10 protein-coding genes and 1 pseudogene are annotated in these 12,112 nt (G+C 67.3%); 8 read left to right on the plus strand and 3 right to left on the minus strand.

The window, feature by feature from the left end:
* Positions 1-84 precede the first annotated feature (84 nt).
* Positions 85-3,120 (plus strand): Tn3 family transposase, encoded by a 3,036-nt coding sequence (locus KXD98_RS28295; protein WP_011331220.1) that lies wholly within the window; start codon positions 85-87, stop codon positions 3,118-3,120.
* Positions 3,121-3,246: 126 nt separating this feature from the next.
* On the opposite strand, the gene KXD98_RS28300 is transcribed toward KXD98_RS28295, so the two are convergent.
* Entirely contained in the window at positions 3,247-3,834 is a 588-nt protein-coding gene (locus KXD98_RS28300) for a TetR/AcrR family transcriptional regulator (RefSeq protein ID WP_011331219.1), read from the minus strand.
* 101 nt (positions 3,835-3,935) lie between these two features.
* Here KXD98_RS28300 and KXD98_RS28305 point away from each other — a divergent pair, with 101 nt between their 5' ends.
* The 7 genes and pseudogenes from KXD98_RS28305 to KXD98_RS28335 all read left to right on the plus strand — a co-directional run.
* Positions 3,936-4,802, plus strand: a complete 867-nt coding sequence (locus tag KXD98_RS28305) for a CoA transferase (protein WP_011331218.1) — start codon at positions 3,936-3,938, stop codon at positions 4,800-4,802.
* Positions 4,799-5,974 carry a thiolase family protein gene (locus KXD98_RS28310; RefSeq protein WP_011331217.1) on the plus strand — a complete coding sequence of 392 codons (1,176 nt, stop codon included), beginning with the start codon at positions 4,799-4,801 and terminating at the stop codon, positions 5,972-5,974. Before KXD98_RS28305 ends, KXD98_RS28310 begins: the two co-directional genes overlap by 4 nt.
* Before the next feature lie 7 nt (positions 5,975-5,981).
* On the plus strand, positions 5,982-7,649 hold the full coding sequence (locus tag KXD98_RS28315) for a long-chain-fatty-acid--CoA ligase (protein ID WP_011331216.1): 1,668 nt from the start codon (positions 5,982-5,984) through the stop codon (positions 7,647-7,649).
* Positions 7,646-8,434 carry an enoyl-CoA hydratase/isomerase family protein gene (locus tag KXD98_RS28320; RefSeq protein ID WP_011331215.1) on the plus strand — a complete coding sequence of 263 codons (789 nt, stop codon included), beginning with the start codon at positions 7,646-7,648 and terminating at the stop codon, positions 8,432-8,434. Before KXD98_RS28315 ends, KXD98_RS28320 begins: the two co-directional genes overlap by 4 nt.
* Before the next feature lie 8 nt (positions 8,435-8,442).
* Positions 8,443-9,603, plus strand: coding sequence for an acyl-CoA dehydrogenase family protein (locus KXD98_RS28325; RefSeq protein WP_011331214.1), 1,161 nt, complete (start codon positions 8,443-8,445; stop codon positions 9,601-9,603).
* A 91-nt stretch (positions 9,604-9,694) separates the two neighbouring features.
* The gene (locus tag KXD98_RS28330; RefSeq protein WP_011331213.1) at positions 9,695-10,453 is read left to right on the plus strand and encodes a 3-hydroxyacyl-CoA dehydrogenase; all 759 of its coding nucleotides are present in this window, start codon (positions 9,695-9,697) and stop codon (positions 10,451-10,453) included.
* Positions 10,450-10,689, plus strand: a pseudogene (locus KXD98_RS28335) (MaoC/PaaZ C-terminal domain-containing protein); the annotation flags it as partial. The gene KXD98_RS28330 and the pseudogene KXD98_RS28335, both read left to right, overlap by 4 nt.
* 335 nt (positions 10,690-11,024) lie before the next feature.
* Here the strand turns inward: KXD98_RS28335 and KXD98_RS28340 are convergent.
* Together KXD98_RS28340 and KXD98_RS28345 are read right to left on the minus strand one after the other, a co-directional pair.
* Complete coding sequence (locus KXD98_RS28340) at positions 11,025-11,651, minus strand: site-specific integrase (protein ID WP_011331207.1); 627 nt, start codon at positions 11,649-11,651, stop codon at positions 11,025-11,027.
* A 30-nt stretch (positions 11,652-11,681) separates the two neighbouring features.
* On the minus strand, positions 11,682-11,945 hold the full coding sequence (locus KXD98_RS28345; RefSeq protein WP_225330463.1) for a hypothetical protein: 264 nt from the start codon (positions 11,943-11,945) through the stop codon (positions 11,682-11,684).
* Between the last annotated feature and the right edge of the window lie 167 nt (positions 11,946-12,112).

A 12,112-nucleotide genomic window follows, 5' to 3' on the forward strand; every position in this document is an offset into this window, starting at 1 on the left:
GGGGGTCGGGGAGCAGATTGACGAAATCCGGCGCTAAGGGGCAATCGCCGAGCGACCTTGCGCTGTAGGTGATTTCATGTCGTCGTGACTGATGAGGGCGGCTATGGCCGGTTCGGTGCGTTGTCTCGGCAGGAGCTGGAGCGTTACTGCTACTTGGATGACGAGGACCGGCGGCTGATCGCTGCGCGGCGGCGCGACTACAACCGTCTGGGGTTCGCGGTGCAGGTGGTGACGGTGCGTCACCTGGGAATGTTCCTGGCTGATCCGCTGGATGTCCCGCCCGCGTTGATCGAGTATCTGGCCGAGCAGTTGGAGATCTCCGATCCGTCGATGGTGAAGCGGTACACCGATCGGGAGAAGACCAAGCTCGAACACGCCTGGGAAATCCAGCAGGTGTACGGACTCAAGCCGTTCGGCGAGATGGAGTCGGAGCTCACGTCGTGGATCGTCGACCAGGCGTGGATGACCGGCGACGGACCGAAGGCGATCTTCGGCGACGCAGTGACATGGCTGCGGAAGCGTCAGGCGCTGCTGCCGGGGATCACCACGTTGGAGCGGCTGATCGGCGACGGCCGCAACGCGGCGGACGCCCGGTTGTGGCGCCAGCTCGGCGAGCAGCTGACCTCGGAGTCCGCGTCTGCCTTGTTGCGGCTGCTGGAGGTTCCTGCGGAGGGCGGGCAGAAGGTCAGCGAGCTGGAGCGGCTGCGCAAGGGCGTGTTCAAGGCGTCGTCGAAGGGGATGCTCGCGGCGCTGCGCAGGGTTGTCGACCTGCAAGCGGTCGGGGTGGACAGCATCGACGTGAGGGCGATCCCGCCGCGTCGGTTGACGGGGTTGGCGACCTACGGGTTGGCGAGCAAGGCCGCCGCGCTGCGGCGGCTGCCCACGCGTGAGCAGCGCTTGGCGGTGCTGGCCGCGACGGTCGTTGTGTTGAGCGCGCGGGCGGTCGACGACGTGTTGGAGACCTTCGACATGTTGATGACGACGAAGCTTCTGTCCAAGGCCGAGCGGGAGTCTCGCGAGGAGAAGCTGCGTCGCTATCCGAGGGTGTCACGCAACGCAGGCAAGCTCGCGGCAGCGGTGAAGGTGCTGCTGGAGATGGTCGAGGTCAACCAGGACGTCGGGCTGGGCGTGGTGTTGGACATGATCGAGAAGACCGTCACCCGGGCCGAGTTGCGGCACGCGGTCCAGGCGGTCGACGAGCTGGTGCCCGCCGACGACGCGGAGCTGGATGGGCAGCGGTTGATCGAGTTGGCCGGCAAGTTCGCCACGGTCCGCCCGTTCCTGTCGATGCTGATGGACACGATCGAGTTCGGCGCGACCAGTGACGGCGCCGCCGTCCTGGCGGCAATGAAGACCCTCGCCGAGCTGCTGACATCCAGGTCGTCGGGCAAGATCCCGGCAAACCTGCTGGACGCCCGCAAGGTCGACCACGACTTGATCGTCGGCGCGTGGAAGCGCTTGATCTACACGCCGGGCCGACCGGAGGGCACCGTCGACCGGAACTCCTACACGATCTGCGTGTTGGAACAGTTCCACCGACACCTCAAGCACCGCAGCATCTTCGCGGTGCGTTCGTCGCGGTGGCGCGACCCGCGGGCGCACCTGCTGGCAGGCGAAGCCTGGGAGGCTGCGCGTGACGCCGGCATGAACGCGCTGGGCCTGCCCGCCGCGCCGACGCAGCTGCTGACCGATCACGCGACGGCGTTGGAGACCGCTTATCGGGAGTTGGCCGCACGGCTGGGCGAGGACACCCCAGCCAGCATCGACGCCGACGGCAAACTGCACGTCGCCGCGCTGGACGCCAAGGCCGAGCCCGCGTCGCTGGTCGACCTGCGCCGCCGGGTGGAGGCGATGATCCCGCGTGTGGACCTGCCGGAACTGGTCACGGAGGTGATGAGCTGGCATCCCGGTTTCACCGAGGCGTTCACCCACACCTCGGGCAACGAGGCCCGCGTCGCCGACCTCGGCTTGTCGGTGGCGGCCGTGCTCTGTTCCTATGCGATGAACGTCGGGTTCAAACCGGTGACAACGCCTGGTGTCGACGCCCTGACCAGGGATCGGCTGCTGCACGTCGACCAGTGCTACGTGCGGGCCGAGACCATCGAGGCGGCCAACGCCGTGCTGGTCGACGCCCAGGCCGACATCCCCCTGGCCCAAGCGTGGGGCGGCGGGCTGGTCGCCTCGGTGGACGGGATGCGGTTCGTGGTGCCCGTGCGCACCCATAACGCCCGCCCGAACCCGAAGTACTTCGGCCGGAAACTGGGCATCACCTGGTTGAACATGCTCAACGACCAGTCCGCCGGGCTGGCAGGCAAGGTGCTGCGCGGAACACCTCGCGATTCGCTGCACACCATCGACGTGATCGTGTCCCAGCACGGCGGGCGGATTCCGGAGGTCATCATCACCGACACCGGGTCGTATTCCGACATCGTGTTCGGACTGCTGCATCTGATCGGCCGCCAGTACCGGCCGCAGCTGGCGAACCTGCCCGATCAGCGGTTGTGGCGCATCGACGCCCGAGCCGACTACGGGCCGCTGGACAAGGCGGCGCGCGGGGTGATCGACACCGCCAAGATCGCCGCGCACTGGGAGGACATGTGCCGGATCGCGGTGTCGATCCACTCCGGTGAGGTGTCGGCGCACGAGGTCACCAGGATGATCTCCCGCGACGGGCAGCCGACCGCGTTGGGCCAGGCCATCGCCCATTTCGGGCGGATCTTCAAGACCCTGCACATCCTGCGCCTGGCCGACGACGAACCTTACCGGCGCGAGGGCAAGGCCCAGTCCAATCTCGTCGAGGGTCGTCACGACCTGGCGCGCACGATCTATCACGGCCGCAAGGGCGAGATGACCCGCGCCTACTACGAGGGCATGGAAGACCAGCTCTCGGCGCTGGGATTGGTGCTCAATTGCGTCGTCGTGTGGAACACCGTCTACGAGAACCGCGCCCTCGCCGCGCTGCGAGCCGGCGGATACCCGGTGCTCGACACCGATGTCGAGCGATTGTCGGCGTTCGTGCGCGCCCACATCGGCATCGACGGGCACTACAGCTTCCACCTGCCCGACCCCAGCGGAGTTCACCGACCGCTGCGCGACCCGGACGCCGACGACGACGAGTAGCGCGAGTCGAAGGGTGGCGGATGACCGCTCAGGACCTGACGACGCATGTCGGCGGAAGTCTCTCCTGAGCCGCGAAACAGGCCACGGCCTGCACCTCTACCTCCGACCTGACCCAACAAACTACCGCTAGATTACGGTCACGGAGAGCGTCAGTTTGTCGCTGTGCGGCACGCCCGTCCGGTCGAGGAAGTCACACATGTCATCGATCATCGGCTGCATGAGCAGCTGCCCCAGCTGACGAACCATCAGCCCGATGACCTGTGAGGACTCGGATCGCCGTGTCGAGGTCTTGCCCGAATAGCGGAGTTTGGAGATCTCTCTGCGACTCAGGTCGGTCAGCCGCTCGAGTAACTCGCTCTTTCCCTGCGGATCGAGCACAGCGCGCCGGATGTAGTTCACCACCGTCGGATGCGTCGCGAGCATGTGCCGCACCGCCTCGTCTCGAGCGGCGGCGACCTGCGCTGGGGCGCCCTCGTCCGGCACAGAGGCGATCGCCAGAGCGTAATAGTCGACGACCAGTTGCTCGACGGCGACGCGTAGCCCGTCCTTGGTCTTGAAGTGGTGCTGCACCAATCCCACGGCGACCCCGGCGGCGGCGGCGACGGCGCGCATCGAGACGCGATCCTCGCCGCGCTCGGCGTAGAGGTCGAGCGCGGCGTTGCGAATGCGGGCCTTCGCGGTGAGGTCCTCGTCACTGGCGCGGGGGTCGGTCACAGAAATTGCCTCCTATCAGGGAAAAAAGCATACACCCTTGACATTAGACAGTACATGCGCATTAATGGCTATACATCAGTATAGTCAAAAAGGGGTTGATGATGTCGCAGTCGAGTTCGCTGCAGGGCGTGCAGGTGGTGTCGCTCGCGATCAATCTGCCGGGCCCGCTCGCCGCCGCGCGGCTACGGGCGCTGGGCGCCACCGTCACCAAGATCGAACCGCCGGCCGGCGACCCGCTGCGGGCCGTGGCGCCGACGTGGTACGACGAGCTCACTGTGGGCCAGCGGGTCGTGACCCTCGACCTCAAGGACCCCGCTGATCGGGCGGTGGCGGCGCGCGAGCTGTCGCGTGCCGACCTGATGCTCACCGCCATGCGCCCCTCGGCGCTGGTCAAGCTCGGCCTGGACGAGTTGACCGCGGCGAATCCGCACCTGTCGCATATCGAGATCGTCGGGCACGACGGGATCGCGGCGGAGCAGCCCGGCCATGACCTGACGTACCAGGCCCTGCACGGCACTCTCCAGCCGCCGACGATGCCGACCGTCCCGGTGGCCGACCTGCTCGGCGCCGAGCGCGCCGTGTCCGCGGCCCTGCTCGCCCTGCGCGTGGCCGCGGAGTCCGGCGTGGGACACCGCGAGCGGGTCGTCCTCGAACAGGCGGCCGCCGACGCCGGCGCCGCAGTTCGGCACGGTCTGATGGGAGCGGGCGCGCCGCTCGGCGGGGCGCATCCCGGTTACCGGATCTACTCCAGCTCCGACGGCCACGTCGCGCTGGCCGCGCTCGAGCCGCACTTCTGGGAGCGCGCCCGCGCCGGTCTCGGTGTCGAGGGCACCCAGGAGGAGCTCGAGCAGACGTTTCTTTCCAAGCCGACGCGCGAATGGGAGGAGGTCGCGAAGCGCCTCGACATTCCCCTGATCGGAATCCGCGATTCGGCACCCCGTAATTCAGCACAAGGAGCTTTGTCATGAGTGTTCGCGAGGCCGTTATCGTCGGCGCGGTCCGGACCCCGGTCGGCCGTCGCGGAGGGATCCTCAGCGCATGGCATCCGGTGGACCTGCTCGGGCAGACGCTGCGGGAGCTTGTGGCCCGCGCCGGCGTCGACCCCGCCGCGATCGAGGACGTCATCACCGGCTGCGTCATCCAGCACGATGTCCAGTCGGGCAATCTCGGCCGCCACGCGGTGCTCGCCGCCGGGCTGCCCGAGTCGGTCCCCGCGGTGACGATCGACCGCCAGTGCGGTTCAGGGCAGCAGGCGGTCAGCTTCGCCGCCCAGGCGGTGATGGCGGGTTCCCACGACCTGGTGATCGCCTGCGGCGTCGAGTCGATGTCACGGGTGCCGATGCCTCCGGCGTTCCTGCCCGGCGCGCCGCTCGGCCCGCAGTACAGCCCGCGCGAACTCGACCGCTACGACGGTGGGCTGATGGCGCAGGGCCCGTCGTCGGAGCTGATGAACGAGAGGTTCGACCTGAGCCGAGCGGCGTTGGACGCGTTCAGCGCTCGCAGCCACGAGCGGGCGCACGCCGCGACGCGGGCCGGGAAGTTCCGCGACCAGATGGTGCCGATCACCGCCGACCCCGACGACCCGACCGGTCCGGTCATCGACTCGGACGAGGGCATCCGCGAGCACATCGACCCCGCCAAGATGGCGAGCCTGAAAGCCGTGTTCGGCGCCGACGGGCGGACCACGGCGGCCAACTCCTCGCAGATCAGCGACGGCGCGGCCGCGCTGCTGATCGCCGACCGCGAGTACGCCGAGCGCAACGGCCTCATCCCACGCGCCCGGTTCCGCGCGCTGTCGGTCGCCGCCGCCGACCCGATCATCCAGTTCACCGCGATCCTCGACGCCGCCCACAAGGCGCTCGGCCGAAGCGGGTTGGCCGTCGAGGAGATCGACCTGTTCGAGGTCAACGAGGCCTTCGCCGGTGTGCCGCTGATCTTCCAACGGGAATTCGGCGTCCCGGACGACAAGCTGAACGTCAACGGCGGCTCCGTCGCCCTCGGCCACCCGCTGGGCTCGACCGGAGCCCGGATGCTCACCGACCTGCTCTGCGAACTCGAACGCTCCGGCAAGAGGTTCGGCTTGCAGACCGTCTGCGAGGCCACCGGCACCGCGAACGCCACCATCATCGAACGCATCTGAGGACGTCATGAGCCACGAGATCGTGAGGGGCCTGCCCTCCACCCACGGCGACCACTATCAACTCAACACCACCACCATCATCCGGCACGCCGCGCGCACCTATCCCGAGCAGGAGATCGTGTACCGCACCGCGGACGGCGGCTGGGACCGGTACACCTACGCCGATGCCTACGCGCGAATCCAACGAAGTGCCAATGCACTTCGCTCGATCGGCGTCGGGCCGGGCGATGTGGTCGGGATCCTCGACTGGAACAGCAAGCGGCACTACGAGCTGTACTGGGCGATTCCCGGCCTCGCTGCCGTGATGTTGCAGATGAACCTGCGTTTGGCGCCAGAGGATCTCGCTTACGTCACCGGACACAGTGATGCATCGGTGGTCCTCATCGACGAGTCGCTGCTTCCGGTTGCCGAGGCGCTGGCACCGCATACGCCGAACGTGAAGACGTGGGTGGTGATGACCGATAAGCCGCTGGCCGACATCACCACCACGCTCCCGCACGCGGTGCACTGGGAGGACCTGCTCGCGGACGCCGGCCCGGAGATCGACTGGCCGGTCATCGACGAAACCTCCTCCTACAGCGCGTGTTACACCACCGGCACCACCGGCAGGCCCAAGGGCATCTACTACTCGCATCGCGGCATCTACCTGCACACCCTCGCCGAGGTCGCCGGACTCGGGATGAGCAGCGACGATGCCGTCATGCTCATCACGCCGATGTTCCACGGCCAGGGCTGGGGCCTACCCCAGGCGGCCGCCTACAGTGCCGCAAAAATCGTGCTGCCCGGTCGCTACATCGCCGAGGACACATCCGTCCTCGTGGACGCGATGATCGCGGAGCAAGTCACCGTCGCAAACGGTGCGCCGGCGATCTTCCAGCCCATGATGAACTACATCAAGACGCTTGCGGTCGCACCGGACTTCTCCCGCGCGCGGCTGCTGTCCGGTGCCACCGAGCCGCCGCTGTCGCTGATGCGCGACTTCCACGACATCACTGGAGCCGACGTCATCCACGCCTACGGCGCCACCGAGACCACCCCTCTGGTCGCGGTGAACCGGGGACTGAAGCCCTCGCTGCGCGGTGTGATCTCGGACGAGGAGAAGTGGGATCTCAAGCGTAAGCAGGGTTTGCCGGTCAACGGCATCGACATCCGGATCGTCGACGCGGAAGGCAACGATCTCCCGCACGACGGCACGAGTCAGGGTGAAGTGCTGCTGCGCGGACCGTGGATCATCGAGCGCTATCACAAGCTCGACGACGACGCCGACAAGTTCCTCGACGGGTATTGGCGTAGCGGCGATGTCGGGACCATCGACCCGAATGGTTACTTGAAGATCACCGACCGGATCAAGGACGTGGTCAAGTCGGGTGGCGAATGGATTTCCTCCATCGACATGGAGAACGCACTCGTTGCCCATCCGAAGATCGCCGAGGCGGCCGTCATCGGCGTCCCGCACCCGAAGTGGCAGGAGCGTCCAGTAGCACTCGTCGTGACGACCGACGGGCAGGAACTTCCACTGTCGGAGATCCACGAATTGCTCGCCGATGCATTCGCCAAATGGCAATTGCCCGAGACCGTCCTGTATCTGGACCAGCTGCCCCGCACCAGCGTCGGCAAGCTCGACAAGAAGGCCATGCGCGCCGCGCACACCAACGTCTACGAGGACGTCCGATGAACCCCGACAACGCCCCGCTACGCACGGCCCGCGACAGCCACCTCCTGATCCTGGAGATCAACCGGCCCAAGGCTCGCAACAGTCTGAACGAGGCGGTGCTCACCGCCTTGAACACCGAGCTCGTCGCGGCTCGGCACGACGACGAGATCCGTGCCATCGTGCTCACCGGCGCCGGCGGGATCTTCTGCGCCGGAGCCGACATCACCAATTTCGACGCCATTCGCGACCAGTCGCTGCTCGGCGATCGAGCCGCGCTGGGCGGCACCATCTGGGCCGACCTGGGCCGATTCCCGAAGCCGGTCCTCGCTGCGGTCGAGGGCCTCGCACTCGGCGGCGGCTGCGAGTTGGCGCTTGCCTGCGACATCGTCATCGCCGGCGAATCCGCCAAGTTCGGTGTCCCGGAGGTGAAGCTCGGCGTGATCCCGGGCGGCGGCGGAACCCAGCGCCTGATTCAGGCCGTCGGCAAGTCCAAGGCGATGGCCCTACTGCTCACCGGCGACTTCCTGTCCGCACAGCGGGCGTGCGCGGCCGGCATCGTCGCCGAGACCGTCCCGGACGGCACCGCCCTCGAAGCGGCGGTCGCCATGGCGCAGCGGATCGCCGCCAACTCACCGCTCGCGGTGGCGCTGGCCAAGGATGCCGCCCTCCAGGCCCTGGAAACCTCTCTGGCGCAAGGACTCGAGCACGAGAAGCGCAACTTTCACGTTGCCATCCATTCCGCCGACAGCCGCGAGGGCCAGGCCGCGTTCCTCGCCAAGCGCGCCCCCGAATTCACCGGAAAGTAGGACCGATCATGAGCGAGCTGTTCCCCGATTACCGCTCCCCGTGGGAGACCGACGATCAGGCGCTGCTGCGTAAGCACGCCGCCGAGTTCTTCCGCAAGGAAGCCACCCCGAACCAGGACCGTTGGGCCGCGCAGCACCAGGTCGACCGCGAGTTCTGGACCAAGGCCGGCGCCGCGGGACTGCTGTGCCTCGACATCGCCGAAGAATACGGCGGCGGGGGCGGCAACTTCGGCCACGAGGCGATCGTGCAGCAGGAGATCGCCTACGCCCACGACACCGCGTTCGGCTTCGCCGTGCACTCGACGATCGTCGCGCACTACATCGCCGCCTATGCCACCGAGGACCAGAAGAAGCGCTGGCTATCGAAATGTGCGAGCGGTGAGAGCGTCCTCGCCATTGCGATGACCGAACCCGGCACCGGCTCGGACCTGCAGGCCGTACGGACCACCGCGGTTCGCGACGGCGGCCACTACGTGATCAACGGCTCGAAGACGTTCATCTCGAACGCGTCGCACTGCGACCTGCTCGTCATCGTCGCCAAAACGGACCCGAGCCAAGGTTCCAAGGGTATCTCGCTGCTCGTCGCGGAGACGGAGAATCTTCCGGGGTTCGAGCGTGGGCGGGTGCTGGACAAGATCGGCCAGCACGGCCAGGACACCCGCGAGTTGTCGTTCACCGACATGCGGGTGCCGGCAGCGAATCTGCTCGGCGGCGTCGAGGGGCAGGGCTTCTACCAGCTGATGGGTCAGCTGCAGCGTGAGCGGCTGATCCTCGGTGTCGGCGGTGTCGCGGTGGCCGAGGCCGCGGTGGCGGAGAGCATCAGGTACGCCAAGGAACGTCACGCCTTCGGCAAGCCGATCCTGAACTTCCAGAACACGAAGTTCGTACTCGCCGAGTGCAAGACCGACGTGCTGGCCGGCAAGACCCTGATGGACCACTGCATCCAGCGTCACCTCGACGGCACCCTCGACGCGGCGACCGCGTCGATGGCCAAGCTGTGGGGCAGCGACAAGCAGTGCGAGATCGTCGACCGCTGCCTGCAGGTCTTCGGTGGCTACGGCTACATGATGGAGTACCCGATCGCGCAGATGTACGCCGCTTCCCGCGTGCAGAAGATCTACGGCGGCACCAACGAGATCATGAAGGAACTCATCGGCCGCGCCTTATGAGGTTGACCTTCGCGCAGTGACACCACTGCGTCAGTCACACCTCACTTTGTCAAAAACCCGATGTTCTCAACCTATTTCGTCAGGAGTATTCATGCATATCACCGGAACCAACGCACTCGTCACCGGCGGAGCCTCGGGCCTCGGACTGGCCACCGTCACCGCCCTCGCCAAGTCGGGCGCCCGGGTAATCGCCGTCGACCTGCCCACCGCGAACACGGATGCGCTGGCTGCTCTCGGCGACACCGTGGAATTCGCTCCGGCGGATGTCACCGACGAGGCCGCGGTCACCGAGGCGGTCGAGCGCGCCAACGCGGAGTCCTCACTGCGAATCACCGTGAACTGCGCCGGCATCGGCAACGCCGTCAAGACCGTCGGTAAGAACGGACCGTTCCCGCTGGCCGAATTCGAGAAGATCGTCAAGGTCAACCTGACCGGAACCTTCAACGTCATCCGCCTCGCCGCGCACGCGATGTCGCAGAACGAGCCCGTCGACGGCGAGCGCGGCGTGATCGTCAACACCGCCTCGGTCGCGGCCTTCGACGGGCAGATCGGACAGGCCGCGTACTCGGCATCGAAGGGCGGGATCGTCGGCGCCACCCTGCCGATCGCCCGCGACCTGGCGTCGCTGCTGATCCGGGTGAACACCATCGCGCCCGGCCTGTTCAAGACCCCGCTGCTGGGCACGCTGCCCGAGGCGGCTCAGATTTCGCTGGGACAGCAGGTGCCGCACCCGAACCGGCTCGGCGACCCCGCCGAGTACGCGCAGCTGGTCGAGGCGATCGTGACCAACCCGATGCTCAACGGCGAAACCATCCGCCTCGACGGCGCGATCCGCATGGCGCCGCGGTGAAACCCGTCGGCGTGCAGGTGGGATCGCACCATGAGCACACACGCCTTGTATACGCCGAGGACCTGGGCATCGGCCAGCGTTTCGACTTGGGCTCACACACGGTGACCGAGGCCGAACTCGTCGACTTCGCCACCCACTGGGATCCCCAGTGGTTTCACATCGACCGGGCGGCGGCGCAGGACGGCCAGTTCGGTGGCCTGATCGCCAGTGGAATCCACACGTTGGCGATCCTGCAACACCACGACGCCGTCCATATCCGATACGGCCTGACCGAAGCCGCGCTCCCGCGCGCTCATCTCCCACGGCTGTTCCAACCCCGGCGAGGTCTCGCGCGACCTCACGGCCCTACTCTCGGCCGTGCCCCCGCCGGATCCGACAAACACCACGACCACGCACGCCCGGCAGCGGCTATGAGTTCCCGGACGCGGAAGACCACACCCATCGACGGTGCCGCACTTGATTGGTCTCTTTCGGCCCCCCTCGAGCAGATGCGCTCGGGCCGAACAGTCAAGGTGCTGAACAAGATACGCAGACACGCGCCGGAACTCGTCACCGTCAGCTACTGAGAGATTCAGCGGGAGCGCCGCCGCGCAGCGGGATCGGTCTCGGCCTGCCAGCGCCCCAGCGCCTCGGCGGAGACCTTCGCGTATTTGACCAGGCTGCGCACCGAGGTGTGTCCGCTCAACGCCATCAGCATCGGCGTGGAAGCGCCCTTCTCTGCGGCGTGGGTCAGTCGCGAGTGCCGCAGCTGGTGCAGCGTGAACGGTCCGCGTCGCATCCCTTCGGTGTGCTCCTCGAGGAGCGTCGCGGCGCGGCGGTAGGAAAGTCGGGCGCGGCCGGTCGAGTTGTCGGTGTCGGTCTTGGCGACCGACGGCTTGGCTTTGCGGTCGGTCAGGAACAGCGGCCCGGACTTCCGTCCGGCGATCAGCCGGGGCAGCGGCCGTGCGGTGCCGGTCTGCCAATAGATCACCTCGCGGGCGCCGCCCTTGCGGGTGACCGTGGCGCATCGGTTCACGGTGTCCAGGTCCTCGATGTCGAGATTCAGGATCTCCTCCGCCCGCGCGGCGGACTCATACAGCATCGACCAGAACACCCGCTCGCGCAGGGCCGCGTCCATGCCCAGCAGCTCCGCAACCTCGGCGGCGGTCATCGCCTTGCTGTTGTCCGGCGCACTCGGCCGCGCCCGCAGGCGCGACACCGGATCGCCGGTCAGCCACTGTTGATCGCGTCAGTAGGCGCACGCCGCCGACACCGCGGTCAGCCGGAGGTTGTAGGTCTTGGGGGCCTTGTCGCCCCACACGTAGTCGAACCACCCCGACACCCGATCCGGGTTCAACAACCCGACATCGCCGTCCGCGCCGAAGTCGCGCACCATCCGATCCAACGCCGAGGCGTAGGCGCGGCGGGTGTTCACCGCCGCGATCGTGCCCAGAAAGGTCCGCGTCGCGTCCGCCAGCCGGATCCCGGCGGCCCGCGCCGGTAGCGAGCTCACCGATCCCACCCCGACCGCCCTTCAGCACTACGGCAGATAGTTTCCGGAGTCGCCCATCTCCGGAACGACCATCGCGGCAGGACGACTCACGAGTTACGGCAGATAGTACGCTACTATCTGCCGTAAATCCTTAGCGCCGGATTTCGAGAATCTGCTCCCCGACCCCC

It is taken from the genome of Mycobacterium sp. SMC-4 (genome assembly GCF_025263265.1).
In the GTDB taxonomy this organism is placed as follows: domain Bacteria; phylum Actinomycetota; class Actinomycetes; order Mycobacteriales; family Mycobacteriaceae; genus Mycobacterium.